The organism is Novosphingobium sp. (assembly GCF_032093395.1).
Taxonomy (GTDB): domain Bacteria; phylum Pseudomonadota; class Alphaproteobacteria; order Sphingomonadales; family Sphingomonadaceae; genus Novosphingobium.
The window spans coordinates 38,035-63,852 of the sequence record NZ_DAMDBA010000019.1 but is presented as its reverse complement, the minus strand read 5'-3'; the positions used below and the strand labels follow the sequence as shown (position 1 = coordinate 63,852).

21 protein-coding genes are annotated in these 25,818 nt (G+C 65.2%); 11 read left to right on the top strand and 10 right to left on the bottom strand.

Annotated elements, in window-relative coordinates; translation table 11 throughout:
* The 4 genes from RT424_RS09310 to RT424_RS09295 form a co-directional block, all read left to right on the top strand.
* Positions 1 to 546, top strand: a 546-nt coding sequence (locus RT424_RS09310; RefSeq protein ID WP_313436756.1) for a Fe2+-dependent dioxygenase, incomplete at its 5' end; no start/stop codon positions are given.
* On the top strand, positions 543 to 1,664 hold the full coding sequence (locus RT424_RS09305; RefSeq protein WP_313436754.1) for an alpha-hydroxy acid oxidase: 1,122 nt from the start codon (positions 543 to 545) through the stop codon (positions 1,662 to 1,664). The genes RT424_RS09310 and RT424_RS09305, both read left to right, overlap by 4 nt.
* Before the next feature lie 170 nt (positions 1,665 to 1,834).
* The gene (locus RT424_RS09300; protein ID WP_313436751.1) at positions 1,835 to 4,582 is read left to right on the top strand and encodes a TonB-dependent receptor; all 2,748 of its coding nucleotides are present in this window, start codon (positions 1,835 to 1,837) and stop codon (positions 4,580 to 4,582) included.
* Positions 4,583 to 4,711: 129 nt separating this feature from the next.
* Positions 4,712 to 5,140, top strand: a complete 429-nt coding sequence (locus RT424_RS09295) for a hypothetical protein (protein ID WP_313436748.1) — start codon at positions 4,712 to 4,714, stop codon at positions 5,138 to 5,140.
* A gap of 22 nt (positions 5,141 to 5,162) precedes the next feature.
* Here RT424_RS09295 and RT424_RS09290 read toward each other — a convergent pair whose 3' ends face one another.
* The 5 genes from RT424_RS09290 to RT424_RS09270 form a co-directional block, all read right to left on the bottom strand.
* The gene (locus tag RT424_RS09290; RefSeq protein ID WP_313436765.1) at positions 5,163 to 5,957 is read right to left on the bottom strand and encodes a ParA family protein; all 795 of its coding nucleotides are present in this window, start codon (positions 5,955 to 5,957) and stop codon (positions 5,163 to 5,165) included.
* A 255-nt stretch (positions 5,958 to 6,212) separates the two neighbouring features.
* Entirely contained in the window at positions 6,213 to 6,557 is a 345-nt protein-coding gene (rpoZ, locus tag RT424_RS09285; RefSeq protein ID WP_313436745.1) for a DNA-directed RNA polymerase subunit omega, read from the bottom strand.
* A gap of 78 nt (positions 6,558 to 6,635) precedes the next feature.
* Positions 6,636 to 7,199 carry a DNA-3-methyladenine glycosylase I gene (locus RT424_RS09280; RefSeq protein ID WP_313436742.1) on the bottom strand — a complete coding sequence of 188 codons (564 nt, stop codon included), beginning with the start codon at positions 7,197 to 7,199 and terminating at the stop codon, positions 6,636 to 6,638.
* A complete protein-coding gene (gene alkB / locus RT424_RS09275) occupies positions 7,196 to 7,837 on the bottom strand; it encodes a DNA oxidative demethylase AlkB (protein WP_313436739.1) in 642 nt (213 codons plus the stop codon). Before alkB ends, RT424_RS09280 begins: the two co-directional genes overlap by 4 nt.
* Positions 7,827 to 8,534 carry a 2OG-Fe(II) oxygenase gene (locus tag RT424_RS09270; protein ID WP_313436736.1) on the bottom strand — a complete coding sequence of 236 codons (708 nt, stop codon included), beginning with the start codon at positions 8,532 to 8,534 and terminating at the stop codon, positions 7,827 to 7,829. Before RT424_RS09270 ends, alkB begins: the two co-directional genes overlap by 11 nt.
* Before the next feature lie 158 nt (positions 8,535 to 8,692).
* Here RT424_RS09270 and RT424_RS09265 point away from each other — a divergent pair, with 158 nt between their 5' ends.
* Positions 8,693 to 9,514 carry a DUF4198 domain-containing protein gene (locus tag RT424_RS09265; RefSeq protein WP_313436733.1) on the top strand — a complete coding sequence of 274 codons (822 nt, stop codon included), beginning with the start codon at positions 8,693 to 8,695 and terminating at the stop codon, positions 9,512 to 9,514.
* An 11-nt stretch (positions 9,515 to 9,525) separates the two neighbouring features.
* A complete protein-coding gene (locus RT424_RS09260) occupies positions 9,526 to 9,987 on the top strand; it encodes an EF-hand domain-containing protein (RefSeq protein WP_313436730.1) in 462 nt (153 codons plus the stop codon).
* A 212-nt stretch (positions 9,988 to 10,199) separates the two neighbouring features.
* Here RT424_RS09260 and RT424_RS09255 read toward each other — a convergent pair whose 3' ends face one another.
* Positions 10,200 to 12,485, bottom strand: a complete 2,286-nt coding sequence (locus tag RT424_RS09255) for a DPP IV N-terminal domain-containing protein (protein ID WP_313436727.1) — start codon at positions 12,483 to 12,485, stop codon at positions 10,200 to 10,202.
* Between the two features lie 322 nt (positions 12,486 to 12,807).
* On the opposite strand from RT424_RS09255, the gene fumC reads away from it, so the two are divergent.
* On the top strand, positions 12,808 to 14,187 hold the full coding sequence (fumC, locus tag RT424_RS09250) for a class II fumarate hydratase (protein WP_313436725.1): 1,380 nt from the start codon (positions 12,808 to 12,810) through the stop codon (positions 14,185 to 14,187).
* 89 nt (positions 14,188 to 14,276) lie between these two features.
* Here the strand turns inward: fumC and RT424_RS09245 are convergent, their stop codons facing one another.
* Positions 14,277 to 14,558, bottom strand: coding sequence for a TonB-dependent receptor (locus RT424_RS09245; protein WP_313436723.1), 282 nt, complete (start codon positions 14,556 to 14,558; stop codon positions 14,277 to 14,279).
* Between the two features lie 30 nt (positions 14,559 to 14,588).
* Positions 14,589 to 15,701 carry an ROK family transcriptional regulator gene (locus RT424_RS09240; protein WP_313436720.1) on the bottom strand — a complete coding sequence of 371 codons (1,113 nt, stop codon included), beginning with the start codon at positions 15,699 to 15,701 and terminating at the stop codon, positions 14,589 to 14,591.
* Between the two features lie 155 nt (positions 15,702 to 15,856).
* On the opposite strand from RT424_RS09240, the gene RT424_RS09235 reads away from it, so the two are divergent.
* From RT424_RS09235 to RT424_RS09225, 3 genes are read left to right on the top strand one after another with little or no spacing between them, the layout of a single operon-like run.
* Complete coding sequence (locus tag RT424_RS09235; protein ID WP_313436717.1) at positions 15,857 to 18,346, top strand: TonB-dependent receptor; 2,490 nt, start codon at positions 15,857 to 15,859, stop codon at positions 18,344 to 18,346.
* 20 nt (positions 18,347 to 18,366) lie between these two features.
* A complete protein-coding gene (locus RT424_RS09230; protein WP_313436714.1) occupies positions 18,367 to 19,524 on the top strand; it encodes a YdcF family protein in 1,158 nt (385 codons plus the stop codon).
* A 23-nt stretch (positions 19,525 to 19,547) separates the two neighbouring features.
* Positions 19,548 to 20,552: a nuclease gene (locus RT424_RS09225; RefSeq protein WP_313436711.1), complete on the top strand. Its 1,005-nt coding sequence runs from the start codon at positions 19,548 to 19,550 to the stop codon at positions 20,550 to 20,552.
* Here RT424_RS09225 and RT424_RS09220 read toward each other — a convergent pair.
* Together RT424_RS09220 and RT424_RS09215 are read right to left on the bottom strand one after the other, a co-directional pair.
* Positions 20,473 to 21,954 carry an MFS transporter gene (locus tag RT424_RS09220; protein ID WP_313436708.1) on the bottom strand — a complete coding sequence of 494 codons (1,482 nt, stop codon included), beginning with the start codon at positions 21,952 to 21,954 and terminating at the stop codon, positions 20,473 to 20,475. The two genes, RT424_RS09225 and RT424_RS09220, sit on opposite strands and share 80 nt — an antisense overlap.
* A 160-nt stretch (positions 21,955 to 22,114) precedes the next feature.
* On the bottom strand, positions 22,115 to 23,905 hold the full coding sequence (locus tag RT424_RS09215) for an ABC transporter ATP-binding protein (protein WP_313436705.1): 1,791 nt from the start codon (positions 23,903 to 23,905) through the stop codon (positions 22,115 to 22,117).
* Between the two features lie 600 nt (positions 23,906 to 24,505).
* Between RT424_RS09215 and RT424_RS09210 the strand changes: the two genes are divergently transcribed.
* On the top strand, positions 24,506 to 25,813 hold the full coding sequence (locus RT424_RS09210; RefSeq protein WP_313436702.1) for an MFS transporter: 1,308 nt from the start codon (positions 24,506 to 24,508) through the stop codon (positions 25,811 to 25,813).
* Positions 25,814 to 25,818 lie beyond the last annotated feature (5 nt).

Below are 25,818 nucleotides of genomic sequence, written 5' to 3'. Positions count from 1 at the left end.
CTTCCGCTCGACCATCCGCTTGCCCGCCAACTTGCCGATCGCGTGCTCGCGCGCCTGATGCAGACCCCGCTGTTCATTGCCGCCGCCCTGCCGAACCGAGTACTCCAGCCCCGGTTCAGCCGCTATGACGGACGCGGCCAATACGGCAACCACGTCGACAACGCGATCTTCCCGATCCCCGGCACCGGCGAGCATCTGCGCAGCGACCTGTCAGGCACGCTCTTCCTCAGCGATCCGAACGATTACGACGGCGGCGAACTGATCATCGAGGACATGTTCGGCACGCACAGCGTCAAGCTTCCGGCCGGCCATCTGGTCGTCTATCCGGGCAGCAGCCTGCACCGCGTCGCCCCTGTCACGCGTGGCGCGCGCCTCGTCTCGTTCTTCTGGACCCAGAGCTTCGTCGCCGCCCCCGAACGCCGCCGCCTTCTGTTAGAGCTGGACGGCGCAATCCAGTCCGTGGCGGCCGACCATCCCGAACACGGCTCCATCGACACGCTCACGCAGGTCTATCACAACCTGCTTCGGCAATGGTCCTCGACATGACCGGAGCCCCGCTCCCGCCATTGGTGCAGATCCCGCCGGACGTGCGCAGCCTGGCCGACTACGAGCGCCGTGCCCCCGCGCACCTTACGGCCGAGGCCTGGCAGCATATCCAGGAAGGGTCGGGAACCGGCCAAACCTTGCGCGCCAATCTGGAAGCTCTTGCGCGACGGGGTTTCCGTCCGCGCGCCATGGCCGACTTGCGTGGCGGCGGCACCGCGATCGACCTGTTCGGTCGCAGCCATGCCGCGCCGCTCATGCTCGCCCCCGTCGCCTATCAGCGACTTGCCCATCCCGATGGCGAACACGCGACGATCCGCGCCGCCACTGCGCTCGATACCGGCACCATCGTCAGCACCCTGTCGAGCGTCACGCTGGAGGAAATCGCCGAGAGCGCCGATGCTTTCGCTGGCGAGATGGGCAAGCGCCCTGCCCCGCTATGGTTTCAGCTCTATCTCCAGCCCGAGCGCGAGCACAGCCTTGCTCTCCTGCGCCGGGCGGAAGCTGCCGGCTATGAGGCGATCGTGCTCACCGTGGATGCCGCGATCAAGCTGTCGGGCATGGTCCTGCCCGCAGGCGTCCGGGCGGCAAACCTCGCCGGGATGCCGCAGCCGCGCCAGACCGCAACGCCCGGTGGGAACATCCTGTTCGGTACCCCGCTCACCGAAGGCGCGCCCCGCTGGGATGACCTCGCCTGGTTGCGCGCCGCCACTTCGCTGCCTGTGCTCGTGAAAGGCATGGTGCTGGGCGAGGACGCCCTGCGCGCCGTGGACATGGGCGCCGACGGCCTGATCCTCTCCAACCACGGCGGACGCGTGCTGGACGGATTGCCGAGCGCCCTGGACATGATCGAGGACGTGATCGAGGCGATCGGAGGACGCGTGCCGGTGCTGGTCGACGGCGGTTTCCGGTCCGGAACGGACGTGGTCAAGGCGCTGGCGCTGGGCGCACGATCCGTGCTGATCGGCCGCCCGCAGCTTCATGCGCTGGCCGTCGCCGGGATGCCGGGCGTGGCCCATACCATTCACCTCCTGCGCACCGAACTGGAAGCGGCCATGGCGCAGCTGGGATGCGCGAAAGTGGCCCAGATCACGCGCGAGCGGCTGATCGCACTGCGCTAGCCCGGCGGGCGCTCATCTTCGGTAAATCCCCAAGAACCCATCAAGCCGCATCCGCCGTTACGGCGGCCTATCGGACGATGACTTGCTGTCACCAATTAATACAAATTGCGACGCGCCAGAAAGCGCGAAGTTTGTAATGGAACAGCAAAACAACATGAGGGAAATACGAAGTGGTGCGATTCCGTTTCGGTCTGCTGGCCTCGGCCGCCCTGGTGACGTGGCCGGTCTCCTCCGTCCATGCCCAATCCACTTCGGCCCAATCCGCCCCGGCTCAATCCACTTCTGGCCCGGCCAGCGGCAATCCCGCCGCAGCGTCGGCTCCAGAGGAAAGCGGCGAGGAATTCGAGATCGTCGTCGCCGGCCAGAAACCGCGCGGATCGGTGATCGGAGATATCGCGCCCGAAGTTACCTTCAATTCCGGAGACGTCCGAGCGCTTGGCGTTTCCAGCGTCACCGAACTGCTTGAGGAACTGGCGCCGCAGACCCAAAGCGCCGGTGGTGGATCGCCCGTCGTTCTCCTCGAAGGGCGGCGCATCGCCAGCTTCCGCGAAGTGGGCACGATCCCCAGCGAGGCGATCCAGCGGGTCGAGATCCTGCCCGAGGAAGTCGCGCTCAAGTACGGCTATGCCGCCACCCAGAAAGTTGTCAACATCGTGCTGCGCCAACGTTTCCGCGCTTTCGCCGTGGAGGGCGGCGGCAAGCTGGGCACCCAGGGCGACGGGCTGGGCGTGAACACCAAGGGAGACTTTCTGGCGATCCGGCGCGGCGAGCGCGTCAATATCGACGCCAACTATTCACACGCCAATCCGATCACCGAAGCCCAGCGCGGCCTGGCCACCAGCGGCGGCGACGGCAACAACCGCACGCTACGCCCGGAATCCGAAGCGTTCACCGTGACGGGAACCTGGGCCAAGCCCCTGTCGAGCGTCTGGCTTGCCACGATCAACGGCGAGGCCACGACCACCGACACCCAGGCCTTGCGCGGCAGCGCCGTACCGGGCGTGACCATCCCCGGCGGCAGCCCTTACGCGAGCGGGTCCGAGGACGAGACGTTCCTGCCGACCGTGGACGGGCTTTCGCCCTTGCGAAACAGCAACAGCACGCAGACCGGTCACCTCGGCCTTACCCTCAACGGCACCACGCAGAAATGGCAGTGGACCGTGACCGGCAACTACGACCACAGCGATACCCGCTCGATCCAGCAGCGCCCGCTCAACCTGGCCGACTATGCCGCGGCCGTTGCCGCAGGCGATCCCCTTGCCGATCCCGCCTTGCCCATCGCCGGCCAGTTCCTGGATTTCCAGCCCGTCAACCAGACGCGCAATTCCACCGACAGCGCCGAAGTAAACCTCGTCGCAACCACATCGCCGCTTCAGCTTCCCGCAGGAGCCGTGAACACGACCTTCAAGGTCAGCGGCAATCTTGATCGCTCGGAAAGCGCCGTCACCCGGCAAGGACTGACCCGAAACACCAGCGTGGACCGCGATCAGGGCGAGGCTTCGGTGAACATCGACATCCCGCTCAGCAGCCGCGCGGTGCCCCTGTTCCCGGGTGCGGGCCGCATCTCGATCAACGCCAATGCCGCCGTCAGGCAGATCGGCGATTTCGGCACGCTGCGCACCCTGGGCGGCGGCATGACCTGGAATCCCTCAAGCCGGTTCAGCCTGATCGCCAGCTATCGCGACGATCAGAACGCGCCCTCTGCCGCGCAACTCGGCGGTGCCATCATCACGACCGCCAATGTCGATATCTTCGATTATACGCGCGGGGAATCCGTGCGCGTGACGGCCGTGACCGGCGGCAATCCGGACCTTCAGGCCGCCAGCATGCGCAATTTCCGTCTTGGCGGTACGTTCCGGTTTGAAAATCCCAACATAACGCTCAACATGGACTACAACCGCACCTGGCAGCGCAACCAGGTAACCGCGCTGCCCGGCGCCACGCCCGCTGTCGTTGCCGCCTTCCCGGAACGTTTCAGCCGCGATGCCGACGGCGAGTTGGTCGCCGTAGACCTGCGACCGATCAACATCGCCAGCGAGGACAAGTCCCAGCTTCGCATGGGCATCACGTTCACGAAGTCGCTGAAAACGCCGCAATCGCAGATCGATGCGATGCGCGAGAGCTTCCGCAGGCGGTTTCCCGAGGGCGGTCCCGGTCGTCGCGAGGGCGAAGGCGGGCCCCCACCGGGCGACGACAATACTTCGCCTCCCCGCGAAGGCACCGGTTCGGACACGGGGAGGTCCGATGCCGGAAGTCCCGACGCCCCGCGCGGCAGCGCGGCAGGCGGCGGACCGGGCGGAAATGCCGGTCCCGGCGGCGGTGGCGGGTTCGGTGGTCGCGGTTTCGGCGGCGGCGGTTTCGGCGGCGGTGGGGCGCGAGGCGGACGACTGACGTTCTCGCTCTACCACACCTGGGTGTTTTCCGACCGCGTCGTACTGCGCGAGGGGCAACCGGAGATCGACCTGCTCAACGGTGGCACGATCGGCGCCAGCAGCGGCGGCACGCCGCGCCACAAGCTGGAACTCCAGTCCGGCTATTCGCAAAGCGGGCTGGGTATGCGCCTGACAGGAAGCTGGCAGAGCGGCACCACCGTGGACGGTGTAAATGGTTTCCCGACCACGCAACTGCGCTTCGAAGACTTCGCGAAATTCGACTTGCGGCTGTTTGCCGACCTGGGGCAGCAGCCCAAACTGGTCGAGAAGGTACCGTTCCTGCGCGGCTCGCGGCTGACGTTTTCGGTGTCCAACCTGTTCGACGCTCGCCAGAAAGTGCGGGATGGAAACGGCAACACCCCATTTGCCTACTCGCCCTACTATCTCGATCCTGTGGGCAGAGCGTTTCAGATCACGTTCCGCAAACTGTTCTTCACCGCGCCGCCTCCGGGCCAGCAGCGTCCGCGCGGCGATTTCGGCCGTTGATCGGATGGCGGTGGCGGAACAATCGCCATCGCCTCCGGTTTGCCTCGTATGTCGGCAGAGCTTCACTTTACGCTAGTAATTGCGAATGACTTGCAATAGCATGTTCTGAGCGACCTGGAGTGCCCGCCGATGACCTTCCATTTCCAAACGCAGCAGGGCACCCCTGCCCGCCTTCCGCCCAGCGTCCTCGTCGATATGATCCGCTGCTGGTGCGGTGCCAGACGCCAGGGCGTTCCGGCGCAGCCCAGACTGACCCGCCGTCTCGAGGCACTGGATTGCACGGTGCTGGCTCCGGTCATGGACAGCTTCTGCTCCCTCTTCGAGTTCGCACTGGGCAGGCCCCTGCATACCGGGCGATCGCAAGACCTGTCGGAGGACGAGCAGATGATGTTGTCTCTTCTGGAAGGCCTGGAACGGCGCGCGATCGCGCTCCCTTGCGAAGAACCGCGCGGCACTCTGCTCGATCTGGCGATCCGCTCTACGCGTGTCATGATCACGCTGACCCTGCGCCAGGCGCGAAGGCCCACGACCGGAAAGCAGCAATCGGCCTGGGCCTGAAGGAAAGCGCTTGCCCGGCCTTCTAGCCGCGTCGTTCGGCCAGCTTCTGTTCGATCGCGGCCCATAAGCGCGCGAAATGTTGCGCAGCAGGACTTTGCGGCGAATGCGCGCCGACCGGCTGCTGCTGCACCGCACATTGCTCGACGGCACTGGCGTAAGGGATCGTCGGCCAGTTCGGATTTGCATCGCGCGCCTGCTTGTGCAGGGCCCGGCGCAAGTCCAGCATGGAGAGCACCGGCAGGATCGGCGGGTGGCGACGGGTATTGCCGGCGATTTCGCGCACCACCAGATCGAACGCGCGCGCGGATAGGGGCGACGGCGGCAGCGGGACGATCACCAGGTCCGCCGCACGCACGACTTGCGCCGAAAGCTCGTTCATAACCGGCGGGCAATCGAGCACGATCCGCTCGTAATTTTGCGCCAACTCCTCCGTCAGCCGCGCCAGACGCTTGCGCTTGCCGATGCGCATCAGCTGCGCATCGAGCGCGCGGATGCTCTCGTCGGCAGGGAGGACGTCTATTCCATCCCAGGCGGTAGGCTGGATCAGGCGGAGCGGCGATCGATCGCGCGAGAACACTTCCTCCGCCAGCCCGGAGCCTTTCGGTTCCAAGCCATAGAGAAACCCCGAGCCGCCCGCTGCGTCGAGATCCCACAAGAGCGTGGGATGGCCGCCCTGCGCCGAACACCAGGACAAGTTGGCTGCGAAGGTCGTCTTACCCACACCGCCCTTGACACTATAGATCGCGATAGTGGCGCCTTTCGCGCTAACGCGATCGGATGTCTGGTCTTGCACGGGAGCGCGAAGCCGGGGCGACATGCCGGCAATGCGAGGCAACTTGTTCTTCTTACCAACCACCGGTCGATGGTTGCCGGACATGTCAGATACGTCAACCAGGAACTGGCACGAACCTGGGCGAAAAACGGGAAATTCCGATAAGCCCTGAAACGGGCTCGGCCCGCGCTCCGTGCGATCGATCCGAAAATTCCGGAAGGATCGGTGGGAACGCGGGCCGGTGCCGCGGGGATAAGAACGAGGAAGCGGAGTTTCCCGCTCTCGATCTATCGCTTTCGATCAACCGTCGTAATCGCCGCCCAGCGACGTGTTACGGGTCGGAGCCGAGGCAGTGATGCGAAGGGCTTCGGCCGACTGGCTAAGCGAGCCGACTTCGTCCATCTCGTCATCGTCGTCGGGCAGGACGCGCTGCATCGAGGTGACCAGCGTTTCCTTGAGATTGGCCGGGGTCACGGTCTGCTCGGCGATTTCGCGCAGGGCGACGACCGGGTTCTTGTCGCGGTCGCGTTCCAGGGTCAGCTCAGCGCCGCCCGAAATCTCGCGCGCACGCTGTGCGGCCAGAAGGACCAGATCGAAGCGGTTGGGGATCTTGTCGACGCAATCTTCGACGGTAACGCGCGCCATGGGCACTCCGTATGAAATCTGGTGGATCGGTAAACTCTGCCCGATAAGCAGCAATTCGGTGAAAGTCAAGAAATCCGGTCAGCCACAGCCCGATCGCCGAAAGCAGTCCGCCTCGTGATCGTTGATCACACCCACCGCCTGGAGCCAGGCATGGACCACCACCGGCCCCACGAAGCCGAACCCGCGTTTCTTCAGCGCTGCCGACAGGGCATCCCCGACGGTCGATCGCGCGGCGCTGCCGGTTCTATCGCCCATGGCGGGACGGCCGTCCACAAAGGACCAGACGAACGCGGAAAAATCCTCTCCCCGATCCTGCATGGCCAGATAGGCCCGCGCGTTGCGGATAGTCGCCTCGATCTTGGCGCGGGCCCGCACGATCCCCGCGTCGCCCATCAACCGCTCGATCTCCGCCGGACCATAGGCTGCGATGCGCCGGGGATCGAAATCCTCGAACGCAATGCGAAAAGCCTCGCGCTTGTAGAGGATGGTGCGCCAGGACAGTCCGGCCTGGAACGTATCGAGCACCAGTTTTTCCCAGAGCGCGCGCGAATCGCGGACCGGCACGCCCCATTCCTCGTCGTGATAGGCCTGCATCCGGGCATCACCCTGTGCCCAGCGGCAGCGGTTAATCGTTTCTGTCATCGCGCTCTCCGGAACGTCAGGTTGTATCGCCAAGGCCCGGTTTCAGGATGATCTCCGCGTTCGACGCCGTCCACCCCGTGAAACGTCATGCGCGAAGGCCCGCCCCAGACCACCACGTCTCCGTGATGCAGGCGGTGCCGCTCCGGCCTGTCCGCGCGCAGAGCCCCGCCCCAGAGGAAGGTGGCCGAAAGGCCCAGCGATACCGACACGATCGGCGCGTCATGATCCCGCTCGTCCATGTCCTGGTGCAGCGACAGCCGCGTTCCCGCATCGTAGCGATTCACGAGGCAGGCATCGGGCAAGAAGCCCGCATAGCCCACCGCTGCGGCCGCGCGCCCGGCCAGCGACCGGAACAGGTCGGGCATGGCCGGCCAGGGCTTGCCGGTTTCCGGGTCGAGCGACTGATAGCGATACCCCCTGCGGTCGCTGACCCATCCCGTCTCCCCGCAGTTGAACATCGCCACCGACAGGCGTCCACCGTTGCGGGTCGTCATGTTCCGGAAAGGGGACACCGCGCCGAGCTTCGGAATTTGCGCCAGCAACGCGCTTGCCTCGGCCGATGCAAAGCCGCCCAGCAGCATGGCGCCGGGGCCGATCCGCACCGCGCTGCGGCTCTCCGCGAACATGTCAGGCTGCATCGTGGAAGATGATCCCCAAAGTGTGCCGCTTGCCCGAATGAAGCTTCGATACCCCGTGCCGCATCGTCACCCGGTAATCCCCGCGAGCGCCGCGCTGGGGGCGCTGGTTCACGGCAAGGATCACGACATCCCCCTGTTCGAGCGGAACGACTGCCGGTCGAGACTGCATGCGCGGTCGCTGCTCGGTGAGCACGAACTCCCCGCCGGTGAAGTCTTGTCCGGGTCGGGACAGCAGAACTGCGGCTTGCAACGGAAAGACGTGCTCGCCGTAAAGATCCTGGTGCAGGCAATTGTAGTCGCCCGGCCCATATTCCAGCAGGAGCGGCGTCGGCCGGCGCTGGCCCGCCGCATGGCACCGCTGAAGAAACTCCGCATGATCGTCCGGAAAGCGGGTGGGCATGTCCATGCGCGCATACCAGCGGTTGGCGATGGGCGCCAGGCGAGGATAGAGTGCCGATCGCAGTGCCTGCACTTTATCCGGCAGGGGGTAGGCGAAGTATCGATACTCGCCCTGCCCGAACCCATGCCGCGCCATGTGGACGTGGTTGCGGAATGGCCGGTCATCCCGGTAAAGCGCCGCGACTTGCGTGCACACTTCTGCTGGCACCAATCCCTTCAGGACGGCCCACCCTTCCTGGTCGAGATCCCTGGCCACGGCCTCCCAACCGGCAGCAGCCACACGCGTTTCCTCTTTCATGCCATCGTTCATGGGCAGACTCTTAGCATCGCGCCCGGGCGATAGCGCCCCGTTCCTTGCGATCAAAACAGGTCGCTGTTCTTACATTGGCGTCGTCATCCACCGCCATCGTAATTATCGCTATTGATTCGCATTAGTTTGTGTGGCCTAGCGCGTCCATGCTCACTGTCGAGAAAGACCCGATGACGCCCAAGAACCGCCAGAGCCTGATCCTCGCCGCAAGCCTTGCCACCCTCGCCGGCTTTGCCGCTATCCCGGCATCGGCGCACTCGCCTTACCTGCTTCCGAACGGCTTCGCGCTGGACAAGGAAGACCATGTCACGGTCGAAGCCTCGTTCAGCGAGCATGTCTTCGTGCCGACCGTCGCCATGCTTTCCGACGATTTCCACCTCGTAGGTCCGGACGGCAAGGCGGTTCCGCTCAAGCCGGTCGCCATGCGGGATCTGGCCATGATGGAAGCGCCGCTTCCCGCCGAAGGCACATATCGCCTGACCAGCGGCGAACGCCAGGGACGGGTCGCCAAGGCGGCGCTGATCGACGGCGTGTGGGAATTCGTCGACCCACGCCGTGCGCTGCCCGCCGGGGTCACTCCGGTGGACATGCAAAGCATCACCAAAGCCGAGGCTTACGTGACGCGCGGCAAGCCGGATCAGGCGGCGCTGGCGCCGGTGGGCAAGGGCATCGAATATCGTGCCGTAACCCACCCTTCCGCGATCCGCGCCGGCCAGCCTGCCGAGTTCGAAGTGCTGTTCGACGGCAAGCCGCTGGCCAATGCCGACGTGGAAGTGGAAGCAGCGCGGGCAGGAGACGTGGAGAATGTCCGCCTGCCGATCGTCACCAGCGACGCCAGGGGCCGCTTCACCGTGACCGCGCCGGAGCCCGGCCTCTATTTCGCGATGACCCGCCACCGTGTCGGCGCTGTCGGCGCCCAGCCCGCGCGCAGCTACACTTACGCCCTGACCTATTCCGTTACCAAATGAGGATGAATACCATGAAGACGGTCATAACCGCGATCTCCCTGCTCGCCGCGATCGGCGCTGGCGCCACGGCCGCCCAGGCCGCCTCCCACGATCTGGCGACGTTCATCAAGGAGCAGGATCTCGACGGCGATGGCAAGGTCAGCAAGGAAGAGTACCAGCGCGGGCGGGATGCCGAGTTCGCCCGGATGGATCGCAACCGCGACGGTGTTCTTTCGCATGACGAATATGTCGGCGACTATCGCGAACGCCTGGAGCGCGAACTGGCGCAGCGTCCGGAAAGCCAGCGCGCGGAAGAGCGCACCCGCCAGATGCGCCAGGCGGAGGTCCGCTTCGGGGTGCTGGACAGCGACAAGAGCGGCGGCATCTCGAAGCCCGAATTCGACGCGACGGGCTGGGGTATGTTCCTGCGCCACGAGACCGACCATGACGGTTTCGTCTCGGCAAAGGACGTACCCGCGAAAGACGACGAGTAAGAAATGGGGGCGGTCATGTGATCCCGCGCGACGACTGGCCGCCCCGCCGCTCCCCCACAACTGCCATCGTCATCCTGAACTTGTTTCAGGATCCATTTCTGACCATCGACGGCGGGGCTATCCGTGAGATGGATCCTGAACCAAGTTCAGGATGACGGCAGTGTAGAGGGCTGGCCTGTGCACCATCAGCGAGTGGACTTACAAAACGCCCTTCATTGCAGGCTGCGGATGAAGAATTCCGACAGGCGGCGCGTCACATAGTCGATCGGTCCGGTCGAACGCCCGACGCTGTGTTCGCCACCGGGAACCACCAGAAGGTCGAAGTCCTTGTCCGCCTTGATCAGCGCGTCGGCAACCTGCATCGTCGAGGCAGGATCGACGTTGCTGTCCTGCTCGCCCACGATCATGAACAGCTTGCCCTGGAGCCGCGCGGCATTGTCCACGCCGGAGGCATCGGCATAGCTCTTGTCGACCGGCCAGCCCAGCCACTGTTCGTTCCAGCTGATCTTGTCCATGCGATTGTCATAGCAGCCGGCCATGGCCACGCCCGCCTTGTAGAAGTCGCCATGGAACAGCAGGGCGTTGAGGGTGCTCTGCCCTCCTGCCGAGGCGCCGTAGATGCCGACGCGGCTTATGTCATAGGCCCCGTCCTTCGCCGCCAGCGCCTTGTGCCAGAGGATACGGTCGGGGAAGCCGGAATCCTGGAGGTTCTTCCACGCCACGTCCTGGAACGCCTTGGAGCGGTTGGCCGTGCCCATGCCGTCGATCTGCACGACGATGAAGCCGAGATCGGCCAGGGCCTGCATGCCGATCACCTTGTCGCCACCGGAGTGATAGCCGAAGGGCCAGAAGCTCTTGGGCACAAAACTGTCGTGCGGCCCGGCGTAGATGTTCTCGATCACCGGATACTTCTTCGCCGGATCGTAGTCACGCGGACGGACCACCAGTCCCCAGATGTCGGTCTTGCCGTCGCGGGCCTTGGCGGAGAAGACTTCCGGTGCGCGGAAACCCGCCGCGGCGAGGCGCGTGATATCGCCCTTGGCGATGGTCTGCACCAGTGCCCCGTCGCTCGTCCGGTGGAGTTCGCTGATATTGGGCATGTCCACGCGCGAGTAGGTATCCACGTAGAACTGCATGTCCGGCGAGAAGCTGACGCTGTGGTCGGCACGTCCCGGCGTGAGCGGCGTCAAGTTCCGGCCATCGAAATCGACGCGATAGTAGTGGCGGAAATAAGGATCCTCGTTGGAGTTCACACCGCTGGCGGCGAACCAGATCTGCCGCTTGTCGTCATCGACTTTCACGACATCGCGCACCACCCACTGGCCGCTGGTAATGCGGTTCTTCACCTTTCCGGTCCGACCGTCGATCAGGTAGAGATGGTTCCAGCCATCGCGCTCGGAAGCCCAGACGATCTCGTTCCCAAGCCCCTTCACCTCGTGCGAAAAGCGGCGGTCGGCATAGACGAAAGTCTTCGCATCCTCGCTAACGGCGGCGTGGGCAGCACCGCTCGCGGCATCGACCGAGACGATCCGCGCCTGTCCGAAACCGCGCCGTACATAGTCGAAAGCCACACTCTTGCCGTCCGCACGCCAACGCGGGGCGGACAATTCATAGGCGTTGGGGAAAAGCGTGGGCTCCACCACGGTCTGACGGCGCGCCGCCACGTCGAACAGGACGGGTTGCTCCTGATCGATCGCATCGCCCGGCTTGGGATAGAGCTGCGTCCGCAAGCCCGGCTGGCCCTTGCCTGCCGGGGCCGCTTCCACGCGCAGCACTTGCCGCGCATAGCCGGGGCGGACGCGATAGATCATCAGGTGGCGGCTGTCCGGCGACCAGGCAATGGTTTCGGGATCGTAGAAGTTGCCCGACGATCCATCGGTGCTGAGGCGGATCGCCTCCTTGCTCCCGGCCCCACTCCCGACCGGGCGAACGATCAGGTTGTCATCCTCGACCAGCGCCTCCCACTTGCCGTCCGGCGATAGGCGCGGGTGATTGTCGGCGGGAACCGAAAGGTCGCGAACGACCCCGAAGCCGCGCGGACGGCGGGGGTCTTCCTGCTTCTCGCAAACGTAGTCCGTCAGCGTGCAGCGCCAGCCATCTTCGTCTAACCAGAACTGGATGGTCTGCCGGTCGCCGGCATAGTCGAACTCCGCGAAAGGAAGGCGCAGCGGTGCGACCGGACGGCCCAGCGCCTGCGTCAGCGTCGCTGCCAGGCGCTGCTGGTCGAACGCCGCGCTGCGCGCCAGCGACCGGGCGTCGACAGTCTCGAATGCGAAGCCGCCTTCCACGGTCTTGCGATAGGAAAAGGCCTGGCCGTCCGGCGTCCAGTGCGCCGGCCAGGCTATGTCGCGGGTGAGGTACTGCCAGCTTTCCCGCAATGCGAGCGAACGGTCGATATCCGCCCGGCTCGGAGCCGCGCAAACAGCGGCCGAAGCCAGGCTCGCAGCACCGGCCATCAACAGTCCGCAGATACGAGCACGGCGAGCGATAAGCGACATGGGAGGCGACCTCGATAACGACTGGATGGCGAGATCGTATACGGTATTATGTGCCACATGCAACCGGAGCGCCCGATACCGACACAACCACGCACATTCAGAGCGATGGTGACGCATGACGTTCGCGTGGCCATGGCGACTAAAAGACGAACGATTCAATGCATTAATTGCTAATGCGTCGCATATGCTTTTCCTCAAACGCGGTCCATATACGCAATCAAGCGGCACTATGATTCGCCGCCATTGAACCCCTCATGGAGGGATCCTAGGTTCAACACCGGGCCTGCTATCGTGGCCCGGCAACGAGGAGACGGTCACGGCCATGGAAATTCGTCGCGAAACCGACAGCATCGGTGAAATCGAAGTTCCCGCAACCGCGTACTGGGGCGCTCAGACCCAGCGCAGCATCGAGAACTTCCCCTTCGCCGCCAGCGAACGCATGCCCCTGCCGATCGTCCGCGCCCTTGCCCGCGTGAAGCTGGCCGCTGCCCGCGCCAATCGCGCTCACGGCCTGGATGCGAATTTGGCCGACGCCATCGAGAGCGCTGCGACCGAGGTGGTGGAAGGCAAGCTGGACGATCAGTTCCCGCTCGTGATCTGGCAGACCGGCAGCGGTACCCAGAGCAATATGAACGTAAACGAGGTCATCGCCGGACGGGCCAACGAGATCCTGTCCGGCCAGCGCGGTGGCAAGAGCCCGGTCCATCCCAACGATCACGTCAACCGCGGCCAGTCCTCCAACGACAGCTTCCCCACTGCCCTCCATGTCGCGGCGGTCGTCTCTATCGAGGAAGTGCTGGTCCCGGCGCTCGATCGCCTCACCGCGTCGCTCGATGCCAAGGCCAAGGCCTGGAAAGACATCGTGAAGATCGGTCGCACGCACCTTCAGGACGCCACGCCGCTCACCCTCGGCCAGGAGTTCTCGGGCTACGTTCAGCAGCTTCGCGACGCCTACCAACGCTTGCGCGACGCCGAGAAAGGCGTGCTGCGGCTGGCACAAGGCGGCACGGCCGTCGGCACCGGGCTCAATGCGCCCGAAGGCTTCGGAGACGCGGTTGCCGCCGATCTTGCCGAGCAGACCGGCAAGGCCTTCGTCAAGGCGCCGAACACTTTCGAGGCGCTGGCCAGCAATGACGGGCTGGTCCAACTGTCGGGCACGCTTTCCACCCTTGCCGTGGCGCTGACCAAGATCGCCAACGACGTCCGCCTGCTGGGTTCCGGCCCTCGCTCGGGACTTGGAGAGCTTGACCTTCCGGCGAACGAGCCCGGCAGCTCGATCATGCCCGGCAAGGTCAATCCCACCCAGTGCGAGATGCTGACGATGGTTGCCGCCCAAGTGATCGGCAACCACCAGGCGGTCACCGTGGGCGGGCTTCAGGGTGCTTTCGAACTCAACGTGTTCAAGCCGATGATCGGGGCGGCGATTATCCGCTCCATCGAACTGCTTGCCACCGGCATGACCAGCTTCGCCGAACGCTGCGTCGACGGTATCGAGCCCAACCGCACCCGCATCGCCGAACTGGTGGAGCGCTCGCTGATGCTGGTAACGGCCCTGGCGCCGGAAATCGGCTACGACAATGCCGCGAAGATCGCCAAGCACGCCCACGGCAAGGGCCAGACCCTGCGAGAAGCGGCGCTGGAGCTGGGGTTGGTGGACGATGCCACTTTTGATAGGCTTGTCCGCCCCGAAACGATGATCTGATGAGCCCGGCCTTGCGGCACGCCCTTGGCCATGCCGCAAGGCCGATCAGTCGGCCCATAACGGCGGGGCCTTTTTCGGGACCGCCAGCCTCAGTAGCTGAAACGCAGCGTGGCGCCGTAGGTCCGCGGCGCCGCCCTGGCCGTCGTCGCGCCGAGGCCGGTAGAGATTTTCTGCTGAAAATACTTGGTATCGGAAATGTTCTTCATCCAGAATTCCAGGCCCCATCGTTCGGACGGGCGATATTCGAGCGATCCGTTCAACAGCATGTATTCGTCCTGGACCAGAACGCCGTCGGTCTCGAACGGGAAGCCGCTGTTGGCGAGGCCTCGCCATTTCCTTGAGAGGCAGTTCTCATTGCCTTCTGCGACCATAGGCCGGCCGGCCCTGAATGCGTTTACGCCCTAGCCCTGCATCGCCAGAGCATGGATCGGCAACAGGGCCGCGCCCAGGGTGATCGGCGATCCGCCGAGGCCCGACACGCGCACCGGCGGTCGGCGGCTTTCAACGGTGGTGACCAGTGGCGCGCGCTTCAGCCGATGCTCGAGCCCTCGCAGCACCTCGCCCGGAAGCGGCCCCGCCAGCACGATGGCACCGGGATCGATCCAGGCGAAAGCCGTGTTGCACACTGCCTCCAGTTGCCCGGCGGCGCGATCCATCCAGGTTTCGATCGTGGCCCGTTGCTCCGGTGCGGCGTAGTCGATTTCCGCGACGGACGTGATCGCACAGCCATCCGCCCGCAGGCACGAAAGCAGGTCGAGAGGGCTTGGCCGGGGACGATCTATCGGGAACAGGCACCCCACTTCCCCCGCAACGCCGTACTCCCCGCGCATGAGCCGCCCATCGACGATCACCCCGGCGCCGATTCCGTAGCCCAGCAGAAGAACCACCACGGTGGAGAAGTCCCGCATCAGCCCGCCGAGATAGAATTCGGCCAAAGCCGCCGCGTTCGCATCGTTCTCCAGCCATAGCGGCCATCCCAGTTCCTGCGAAAGGAAGGCATGCAAGGGAGCGCCGCGCCATCCGGGCAGGGCATCGACCACACTCCACTGCTCCCCATCCATCGAAAGCGCCGGGCCGGGGACCGCCACGCCCATCCCCAGCATTCTCCTTCCCAGCAGGTTGTGCCCATCCACCAGCTCATGCGTGAGCACGCGCACCTTTCGGGCGAACTGACGCGGATCGATGGCTTCGATGGTCTCGTGATGGGTGGCGATGGTACCGCCGGCAAAGTCGACCAGCGCGATGTCCAGCATCCCCTTGTGCGCGGTGGCGCCCACGGCATAGCCGCCTCCCGGCGCCAGGCGCAGCGGCACGGCCGGCCGCCCGCGCGCGGCATGCGTGGAATCGTCCGCTTCCTCCACTACCCCCAGCGACAGCAGCGATCGGGACAGCTTGGTCAGGGCGGCGGGGCTGATCTCCAGCCGAGCCGCCAGCGATGAGCGCGACAAGGCGCCCGACTTGCGCAATTCCTGGATGATCCGGCGCTGGTCCTTCTCGAAAACGGGCAGATGCATCGCCGGGTCTCCACGAATTCGCAGGCGCTCGGACTGCCTTTGAATCGTCATAATTATTTATTTCACGAATAATAATTAAAATCGTCATGGAAGATCGGCAAGGGCACCCCAGTCGCTTCTCCGGAACGACACACAACGAAATGAGGGGTCCCCCAATGCTCAAGAGCATCCTTGCTTCCGGCACGGCACTTGCCGCCGTCTGCACCGTTTTCATCGCACCCGCCGCCGCCCAGACCACTGCGCCTGCTCCCGCCGACGCCGGCGAGCAAAGCTCTTCGCCGGACGACATCATCGTCACCGGCTCGACCCGCGCCCAGCGCCGCTTCGATGTTTCCTACGCGATCAACACCGTATCGCAGGAAGACATGCAGAAGATCGCCCCGGTCAACTTCGCGGACCTGATCGGCCAGCTTCCCGGCTTCCAGACGGAAATCACCGGCGGCGAAGTGCAGAACATCTACCGCATCCGCGGCCTGCCCAACGACGGCGGCTTCGTGAGCTTCCAGCAGGACGGCCTGCCGCTGTTCCATGAGAACGACGGCGTGTTCTTCCGCGGCGATGCCATCCTGAAGCCCGACCTCATGACCGAACGCGTCGAAGTGGTGCGCGGCGGCCCGGCTCCGGTCTATGCCAGCTATTCCGGCGCGATCATCAACAACATCACGGTGGAAGGCCGCGAACAGGCACGCGGCAAGGTGCAGGTGACGCTGGGCGACACCGGCCTCTACCGCCTGGACGCCTACCAGGCCGGCAAGCTCGCCCAGAACACCTACTACGCAGTCGGCGGCTTCCTGCGCCATCACGACGGCTATCGCGACAACGGCTTCCCGAACGACAAGGGCGGCCAGATCCGCGCCAACATCAAGCACGAGTTGGACAACGGGTTCATCAAGTTCAACGTAAACTACGTCAACGATCACAACGTCTTCTATCTGCCGATCCCGACGAACGACCCGCGCGACCCCAGCAAGTCGCTGAACCAGTACATCGACTATTTCACCGGCACGATGAACTCGCCGGCGTTCCGTAACGTCAATCTCAAGTACCGGGACGGCAATGGCGTGATCCAGAGCCGCAACAGCGACTTGTCCGATGGCCGCCACATGCGGATGCTGAACTTCGGCGCGCACTACGAAGGCGATTTCGGCGGCTGGCTGGTCACCGCCGCAGCGGGCTATACCCAAGGCAAGAACGACTTCACCGCGTTCTATTCGACCACCAACCCGGTGGACGGCAACGCCTTCGCCAACGGCTATCTCAACCGCCAGGGCGGCGCCCCGTTCGGCGCCACGCGCTTCGGCTACGTGCTGGCCGGTACCAACACCGTCTACGACCCTTACTCCGCTTCCGGGCTGGTCATGCAGGGCCAGTATCGCGACATCCACTCGAAGTTCTATTCCGGGCAGGCCAATCTCTCGGTCGCCAAGGAGTTCAATACCGGCATCGGCACACACGACGTGAAAGTGGGCCTCTACGGCAGCCTCTACGGCGAGGACAGCCGCACGCTTTACCAGAACTACCTGATCGAAGTGGCGGGTACGCCGCGCACGCTCGATCTCGTGGGCTACAACGCCGCCGGTGCGGTTGTGGGCCGCGTGACCGACAACGGCGTCCTCAACTACGCCGCCACGCTCAACCAGGGCGATAGCGACGCCAAGATGTTCGCGATCTACGCCAACGATACCTGGGAAATCGTGCCCGGCCTGCGCATCGATGCGGGCATCCGCCACGAGCGCTACAGCTACAAGGGCTGGGCCGCGCTCACCACCAGCGCCAACCTGGGCGACGCCACCACGCTCGCGGACGACTCCACCCGCGCCTTCACCGGCGTGATCCTGAACCAGAACCTCAAGCCCACCGCCACCAACTGGACGGTCGGCGCGAACTACGACTTCTCCAGCCATGTCGGCATCTACGGCCGCGCCTCCCACCTGGAGACGCCGCCGAACGTGCAGACGGTGATGAGCATCAACCCGACCATCATCAAGACGGTGGCGGACCAGTATGAAGTGGGCCTCAAGCTCGCCTCAGGCCGCTCGTACCTCTATGTCACCGGCTTCTACACCAACTTCGACCCGCTCAACGCCTCGTTCCTGGCGTTCGATCCGTCCACGGGCCGCAACGACGTGAACGTGCCCTTCATCGGCGAAGCGCAAGTCAAGGGCGTCGAGTTCGACGGCGCCTGGGCCGTTACGCCGTGGTTCACGCTGAACGGCGCCCTCACCGTCAGCGATCCCAAGTACAAGAACTTCCAAAGCTCCACGGGCGCCGATCCGGAACAGGCCGAAGGCAACCAGATCGTCCGCCAGCCCAAGGTCTACGGCAACATCCGCCCGAGCTTCAACTTCACGACCAGCGATACCGACATCTCGGTCTATGGTCGCTACACCTACATGGGCAAGCGCTTCGTCGACCTCTACAACAACACCGCGCTTCCGGCCTACGGCACCATCGGCGCGGGCATCACGGCCACGCACGGCACCTGGCAGCTTCAGGTGGTGGGCGACAACCTGTTCAACGCCCATGGCCTGACCGAAGGCAATACGCGCACGGACTCCCTGGCCGGCCAGGGCAGCGCCGAGGCGATCTACGGCCGCCCGATCTTCGGCCGCAACTTCCGCCTCGTCGTGAGCAAGTCCTGGTAATGCGCCGAAAAGCGTACCGGATGGCGGCACCGCTGCTTGCTGCCGCCATGCTCTCGCTCGCTTCCGTCCCGGCTTCGGCCGGGGCGGTTCGCGACCATCGCAGCGAGGCGCTTTCCGCCCGGCTCTTCCCCCTGTTCGACGCGCTGGGTCGAGAGCTTTCGGCGTTGGACGCGCTGAAGGCGCAACCGGATGTCGCCGCGATGCTTCGCGCGCGGCAGGAGCGCCGGGATGCCTGCACTTCCGATCTCGGCTGCCTGGCCCAGGCGATGATCTGGACTTCCGCCGAGACCAGCCTGATCGCCGGCAAGGCCGTCCGGCCCTCTGGCCAGCGTGATGCCGACGACGGCACCGCCGCACAAGCCACGCGCGAGATAGAGGGCGCCAACGCCATAGTGCGCACTTTCGGTCTGGGCCAGGTACCGCCCTACCCGCAGATCGACGGCGCGGGCACGATCGACCCGCAGGAAACCCGCGCGCGTCTCCAGGCCGCCGCATGGCTTGCGCAGACCCCGCGCGCGGCGTCGACACAGGCGCTCGATCCCGGCTTCGACTTCGCCCTGGCCCTGCTCGACGCCAGCGACCGTGCAGACGCCATCGGTTTCGAACCGCTGATCGGCGGGCTCAACGCGCCCGCCATGAAGCGCGCGAAGGGGATCGACTGGAAGCGGTTCCGCTACAGCGCGATGATCGTCACCGGCGTCGGCCCCGAAGTGCCGGACATGGCGCTCAGCCCCTTCGGCAAGTATCACTTGCGCCTTGCCGCCAGTCGCTTCGCGGCCGGCGACGTGCCTTTCATCATCGTCACGGGTGGTCGGGCCCATCCCCGCGCCACGCCCTTCACCGAGGCGGAAGAGATGCGCAAGGCGCTGATCGAGCGCTACGGCGTACCCGCCGAGGCCATCGTCATCGAGCCTTACGCACGCCATACGACCACCAACTTGCGCAATGCCACGCGCCTGCTGATGGAGATGGGGGCGCCCTTGGACAAGGACACAGTAATCGTCTGCAATCCCGGCCAGAGCGCCGCGATCTCAAGCCCCGCCTTCGTGCAGCGCAACATCACGGAGCTGGGCTACGAGCCGGGCAAGGTCGGCCGCCGTATCTCTCCCACAGAGCTGGAATTTCGTCCTTCGGCACAGTCCGCGAGGGTCGATCCCAAAGATCCGCTCGATCCCTGATGCGTCTTTTCAAGGAACCCGCCATGCGCCTCTTCCTGCTGGCCGCCGCCGCGCTTCCCACGCTGGCTGCGCTCGCTCCCACCACCGCACTCGCCTGGGGCGGCACCGCCCATGCCGTGATCGACCGCGCCGCCATCGAGGCGATCCCCGATAGCGGCCCCACTTTCCTGCGCCGTCACATCGACTACATCGCCGGCTCCGCCTCGCTCCCGGACGGCTGGCGCGGGGACAGCGAACCGTTCTCGAAGATGGAGGAAGACCCCAATCACGGCTGGTTCAAGGAACAGTTCGCTTTCCTCAAGCCGATCCCACGCTCCCGCCACGAATTCGTCCTGGCGCTCTACAAGCATTACGAGGCGATCAAGGACAAGGATCCCGCAACCGCCGCCCGCACCAATGTACGCTGGACCGGCACCCTTCCTTATGCGGCCATGGAATCCTACGAACGCCTGATCGCCTGCATGCGCCAGTTCCGCGCGCTCCAGGCCGCGAGGAAGGACACCAGCTTCTCCGAGCAGCATTGCGCGTTCCAGGTCATTCGCCTGGGGCACTACATCGGCGACGGCGCGCAGCCTCTGCACGATTCCGTCAACAGCGATGGCTGGCGCGGCGAGAATCCCAAGGACTACACACGCGATCGCACGATCCACGGCCGGTTCGAGAGCGAGTTTGTCGACGGCATCGGGCTGACCGTGAAGGACATCGCACCGCGCATCGGCGCGCCCGGGCACCGCGACGGTGACATGTTCACGGCGGTCCTGGCCTTCCTTGACGATGCTTCCAGCCGGATGGAACAGGTCTATGTCCTGGAGAAGCGCGATGGCTTCTCCAACTTCAAGGACAAGGACGTGCGCGAGATGGTCTATGCGCAAACGGCCGGGGGTGCCGCGATGCTGCGCGACATGATCTGCCGGGCCTGGGCCGAAAGCGCCAGCAAGCCCCAGCCGCTCACGCCTTCGCCGCTAGACCCCGCCAACCCGGCCCACAACCCGGAGACCGGCTCCGCCCCGGCACAAGTCGGCGCCTGACCGACTGCTCCGAACCGACCGCCTGTTGCCGCCCCGCCTGCTGAAGACGCTTCCGCCCACCGGCGAGCGCCGTGAGCAGGCGGGCGTGGCGGGTATGACCGATATCGAAACGGCGCAGCATGACGATCGCGGCCAGGTTTCCGGCAATCGGCACGCCCAATCCCAACACGACAATGCCGATCCGCACCGCCGCCGTCTGTTCCGCCCCGGCCACGTATCCAAGAGCGCCGAGACACGATCCGATCGCGACGTTCGCCGCCGCGCCGCTGGCCTTCACGATCACCAGATAGAAGGCGAAGAGCCCCGTTTCGTAGCGTCGGCCATGCCGCCAGGCGACGAAATCGACGGTATCCGCCAGCAGCCCCCAGGGCAGCATGAACACGCATGTGAAGGCCATCCCGATCAGCACCGCGCAGGCCAGGAGCAGCACGGGAGAAGCCATGCAGAGCCCGAACAGCGCGAGACTGACCGCGCAGAGCACATGTCCCGCCGACAGCAGCCTGCTCTTGTCGTGCCTGCCGGTCAGCGAGGTCCAGAACAGCACCCCGACGAACTGCCCGATCGTTACCGCGATCAGCAGGGAACCGACCATTTCGGGACGATCGAAGACATATGCCCCAAGGTAAAGCAGCATCCGCTGGAAAGTGGGCACTGCGAAACCGGTGATCAGGGCCAGCAGCGCCATGCCGAGCACCAACCCGTCCCGCACCGGTACCACGATGCCATCCCCTTCCCCGCCCCCTTCCCCGCTGCCTTGGACAGGTGCCGTGCGCACTGTTTCGGCTTCTTCGTCCCGCCCGGAGGCAAGGGCGGAGAAGGCGAGGGTCACGACGAAAAGCAGGGCCGCCCCTACGCCGGTCAGTGCCAGAACCTCCAGCGTCCGCGCGGCGACGGCGTGCTGGACGACGGGCGTGAGCAGCGAGGCGACCGTCAGCGACGAGGCGGTGCTGAAGAACAGGCGATAGCCCGAAACCCGCCCTCGCGCGCGGCTGTCCACGGTCATGCGCGCCATCAGCGCATTATGCGGCACGTCGACGAGAGCATAGGCGCCGCGAAACAGCAGAAGCGCGGCGGCCACCATCCAGATCCGCTCCACGCCAAGAGCCGGCAGGCCGTAAAGCAGCGCAAAACCGACCGCGCCGGGTATCACGCCTGCGAGAATGAGCCAGCGATAGCCTTTCCCCGCACGTCGCATGCGGATGACCAGAAGCGCCGCCAGCAGATCGAACACGAGATCTCCAGCCAGCGCCACCAGCATCAGCAGCCCCGCCACCGATCCCGGCAGCCCGAACAGGTCGGTCAGGAGGTAGAGATATGTGACGTCGGCCCCGGTGAAAACCAGGTGCTTGCCATAATTGCCGCTGGCATAGCCCACCAGCCGCGCCTCTGTCTTGAACGACAAGCCGCCCGTGCCAGCGCCCGCCCGCTTTCCTGCGGAACGCGCGGATCGCTGCGGTTGCGCCTGCATGTCAGGTCACGAATGGAGCATGGAGGCGGGGAACCATGTGGCGGCCCCTAGCCTCCTGCCGTGTCAGTTTCGAGACGGTCGCACCGTTTACGCCCTAGTGGATTTCGGCCAGTACCGTGCCCGCCTGCCGTTCGAACAGCCGACGATACTGCCCCTGTTCGGATTCCAGCAGCGTCTCGTGGGTGCCATCCTCGACAATGTGCCCGCGATGGAACACCAGGATGCGGTCCAATGCTCGCACGGTCGAGAGCCGATGGGCGATGACGATCGCGGTGCGCCCCACCATCAGCCGCTCCATGGCATCCTGGATTGCGGCCTCGGATTCGGAATCGAGGCTGGAGGTCGCCTCGTCCATGATGAGGATCGGCGCATCGGCTAGGAAGGCACGGGCGATGGCGATGCGCTGGCGTTCCCCGCCCGACAGCTTCACGCCCCGCTCTCCCACCATGGTGCGATAGCCCTTGGGGAGGCGCATGATGAAGTCGTGCGCATTGGCGAGCCGCGCCGCCTGCTCGATCTCTTCCATCGTCGCGTCGGGGCGGCCGTAGCCAATGTTTTCGGCCAGGGTGCGATGGAACAGCACCGGCTCCTGCGGCACGATGGCGACTTGCCGCCGCAACGAGCCCTGCGTTGCCAGCGCCACGTCCTGGCCATCGATCGTCACCCGGCCCGCCGCCACGTCGTAAAGCCGCTGGATCAGCTTGACGAAGCTGGTCTTGCCTGACCCCGACGGCCCCACCAGGCCAACGCGCTGGCCGCCCGGTATCGCCACGTCGAGGTGCTCGAACAGGGGCTTCTCATGGCCGCCGTAATGGAACGTCACGTCCTCGAAGCGGATCGCGCCGTCGACGATGGTGATCGGGCCGGCGTCAGGTCGGTCGGCCACGCCCAGCGGCTCGTCATGAAGTTGAACCAGTTCCTCCATCTCGTTGACGGAACGCTGGAGCATGTGGACGTGCTGGCCGATGTCGCGCAGATAGCCGTTGAGCACGAGATAACTGGTCAGCACATAGGCCACGTCGCCCGCGCTGGCCTGTCCCCGCATCCACAGCCACAACGCGGCGGCGGTAACGGCAGCCCGCACCAGCCAGAGCAGGCTGCTCTGCCCGGTGCCGGCCCAAGTGAAGGCCATCCAGGTTCGCCACGTCCGGCGGCGCCACTTGGCAACCGTCTTGCCAAGCAACGCCTCCTCGCGCTCTTCGCCGCCGAAGGCCTTGACCACGGCATTGGTCCCGATCGCGTCCGCCAAAATGCCGCCGATCCGGGTGTCCCACTGGTTCGAGAGCCGCGCGATCGGCGCCAGCACCCGCACCGCCAAACCAATCGTCAGCGTTATGTAGGCCAGCGCACCAAGGGCCATCACCAGCCCCAGCACCGGCCAGTGCATGCCCAGCAGGATCACCGTCGCAGCCAGCACCGTCAGGGAAGGCAGCAGCGAGAGCAGGAGCACGTCATTGAGCGTATCGAGCGCCCACATGCCGCGCGTAATCCGCCGCACGGTCGATCCGGAGAAGGCATTGGCGTGCCAGTCCGTGGACAAGCGCTGGACGCGGGCAAACGCTTCCTGCGTGACGTCACGCATCATATTCAGCGTCAGGGGGGTGATCGCCCACCAGCCCAGGAACCGGAAAACCACCAGGCCCACGCCCAGTGCGGTGATCGCCGCGAATGCACGCCAGGCGTCGGACGCGATACCGGCGCCCACGGCGTCGATCATGCGCCCGGCATAGACCGGCACGAAAACCTCCGTAACGGTTGCCAGCATCATCGCGGCACCGCAGGCCACGGCCAGCGCGGGTGTCCGGCGCCAGTGCGCGATGGTGAAGGAGAGCACTTTGCGCAGAACGGCGGCGCGCGGGAACAGGTCTTCGTCTTGATCGGTCATCGGGAGATATCCGCAGGGGCCGGCGCAGAACGGGCTGCGCGATTTCTATCTGGGCGTCGGTTTCGACAATCGGGGGGAACGGCCGGGAAAACGGGCGACCGAGCCGAGCTTCGGTCTACTGTCGATACGACCTAGTTCGGAACGCGTGCCCGGAAGGCAATATACGGTAGAAACATCGTCGCCCTCCTGCGCCCTGCACGGCCTGATGCCTTGCAATCACGCCTCCATAGCAGACCACCCATGCCGAAGCCACCCGCCAGCGCAAAATCCGACGTTGCCGAAGAAGCGCGGGACATTTTCATTTTCCGCCGCGGGCCGCTTTTGGATTATAGTCGAACCGGAATCGACCGGCCAGGGGCGCGGATTTCCTGAGAGGAACACCGAAGACGGGAGTTCGCTCACGCAGCTTCGGCAGCTATCCAATTTCGCTATTTATGCCTCAATAAACGCCAAGCCACTTGAGGAGTCCACGAAGACCCGCGACCAGCAAACGATATTCGGTGGCAGCCAGACGCAGGACGACTTGAGCCGCCACGACGAGTGTCGCCAATAATGTCTACCCCACAACAAAGAGAAAGGGGTGGATCAGAGGAGAAGTGCATGGAAGACCCCCGCGCCCTGATCGCGCGCGAACCGATGCATTACCGGCAGGTAATCGCCATCGGCATCGCGACGGCGCTCAACGCCCTCGACGGCTTCGACGTCCTGTCGATCAGCTTCGCCGCGCCCGGTATCGCCAAGGACTGGGGCATCGATCGAGCGGCCCTTGGCCTGGTGCTGTCGATGGAACTGTTCGGCATGGGGATAGGCGCCTTCTTGCTCGGCAACCTGGCCGACAAGGTCGGCCGCCGCCCGATGCTGCTGGCCTGCCTGGTCATCATGGGCATCGGCATGGCGCTGGCCTCGACGGCGACCTCCGTGCCGATCCTTTCCGCCTATCGCCTGTTCACCGGCCTTGGCATCGGCGGAATGCTGGCAGCGACCAATGCCGTGGTTGCCGAATGCTCCAACGCCCGCCGCCGCAACCTGACCGTCGCCATCATGGCAGGCGGCTATCCGATGGGCGCCATCGTCGGGGGATCCGTGGCATCCTGGCTGCTGGCCACCACCGGACGCTGGGAATCCGTGTTCCAGTTCGGTGCCGTGATCACGCTATGCTTCATCCCGCTGGTGCTCTGGCTAGTGCCGGAGACGATGGCTTTCCTGCTGCTGAAGCGACCTGCCGGCGCCCTTGAGAAGATCAACCGCACGCTCGTCCGTCAGGGCCGCCAGCCGCTGCCTCACATGCCGCCCGTCGATCCGGTCAAGCAGAAGACCAGCGTCGCCGCGCTTTTCGCGCCAGGTCTTTCCAGCGTCACCGTGCTGCTGACCACCGTCTGCTTCTTCCACATGATGACCTTCTACTTCCTGGTGAAATGGATACCGAAGATCGTCGTCGATCTCGGCTTCGCACCGGCGGCGGCCGGCGGCGTGCTGGTCTGGGCGAACATCGGGGGCGCGATCGGTTCGATCGCCGTCAGCCTGCTCAGCCAGAAGATCGGCATCCGCCCGCTGGTAGTGGGCTCGATGATCCTGGGCGGCGGCGCCGTCATGCTGTTCGGCCAGGGCTTCTCGACGCTGGGCGGCCTGTCGCTGATCGCCTGCATCGCGTGTTTCTTCACCAATGCCGCGATTGCCGGCTTCTATGCCGTGATCGCCCAGAGCTTTCCGGCCGCGCTGCGCGCAGGCGGCACCGGGCTGGTCGTAGGCGTGGGCCGCGCCGGGGCCGCGTTCGGTCCGATCGTTGCCGGGCTGCTGTTCAGCGCGGGTTGGGGGCTTGCTCCTGTCGCGATGACGCTCGCTTGCGGCACCCTGCTGGCCGCCGTCGCGCTCTCGCTGGTGCGCTACCGCGAAAGCGCGATCGCGTGAAGGAT

What these genes read in the sequence shown, in the direction of transcription:
- RT424_RS09215 (WP_313436705.1), bottom strand. Translation starts at nt 23,905, where the DNA reads ATGACCGATCAAGACGAAGACCTGTTCCCGCGCGCCGCCGTTCTGCGC.
- fumC (WP_313436725.1), top strand. Translation starts at nt 12,808, where the DNA reads ATGGAAATTCGTCGCGAAACCGACAGCATCGGTGAAATCGAAGTTCCC.
- RT424_RS09270 (WP_313436736.1), bottom strand. Translation starts at nt 8,534, where the DNA reads ATGAAAGAGGAAACGCGTGTGGCTGCTGCCGGTTGGGAGGCCGTGGCC.
- RT424_RS09210 (WP_313436702.1), top strand. Translation starts at nt 24,506, where the DNA reads ATGGAAGACCCCCGCGCCCTGATCGCGCGCGAACCGATGCATTACCGG.
- rpoZ (WP_313436745.1), bottom strand. Translation starts at nt 6,557, where the DNA reads ATGGCGCGCGTTACCGTCGAAGATTGCGTCGACAAGATCCCCAACCGC.
- alkB (WP_313436739.1), bottom strand. Translation starts at nt 7,837, where the DNA reads ATGCAGCCTGACATGTTCGCGGAGAGCCGCAGCGCGGTGCGGATCGGC.
- RT424_RS09230 (WP_313436714.1), top strand. Translation starts at nt 18,367, where the DNA reads ATGGCGGCACCGCTGCTTGCTGCCGCCATGCTCTCGCTCGCTTCCGTC.
- RT424_RS09260 (WP_313436730.1), top strand. Translation starts at nt 9,526, where the DNA reads ATGAAGACGGTCATAACCGCGATCTCCCTGCTCGCCGCGATCGGCGCT.
- RT424_RS09280 (WP_313436742.1), bottom strand. Translation starts at nt 7,199, where the DNA reads ATGACAGAAACGATTAACCGCTGCCGCTGGGCACAGGGTGATGCCCGG.
- RT424_RS09290 (WP_313436765.1), bottom strand. Translation starts at nt 5,957, where the DNA reads ATGTCGCCCCGGCTTCGCGCTCCCGTGCAAGACCAGACATCCGATCGC.
- RT424_RS09225 (WP_313436711.1), top strand. Translation starts at nt 19,548, where the DNA reads ATGCGCCTCTTCCTGCTGGCCGCCGCCGCGCTTCCCACGCTGGCTGCG.
- RT424_RS09240 (WP_313436720.1), bottom strand. Translation starts at nt 15,701, where the DNA reads ATGCATCTGCCCGTTTTCGAGAAGGACCAGCGCCGGATCATCCAGGAA.
- RT424_RS09265 (WP_313436733.1), top strand. Translation starts at nt 8,693, where the DNA reads ATGCTCACTGTCGAGAAAGACCCGATGACGCCCAAGAACCGCCAGAGC.
- RT424_RS09255 (WP_313436727.1), bottom strand. Translation starts at nt 12,485, where the DNA reads ATGTCGCTTATCGCTCGCCGTGCTCGTATCTGCGGACTGTTGATGGCC.
- RT424_RS09245 (WP_313436723.1), bottom strand. Translation starts at nt 14,558, where the DNA reads ATGGTCGCAGAAGGCAATGAGAACTGCCTCTCAAGGAAATGGCGAGGC.
- RT424_RS09235 (WP_313436717.1), top strand. Translation starts at nt 15,857, where the DNA reads ATGCTCAAGAGCATCCTTGCTTCCGGCACGGCACTTGCCGCCGTCTGC.
- RT424_RS09305 (WP_313436754.1), top strand. Translation starts at nt 543, where the DNA reads ATGACCGGAGCCCCGCTCCCGCCATTGGTGCAGATCCCGCCGGACGTG.
- RT424_RS09295 (WP_313436748.1), top strand. Translation starts at nt 4,712, where the DNA reads ATGACCTTCCATTTCCAAACGCAGCAGGGCACCCCTGCCCGCCTTCCG.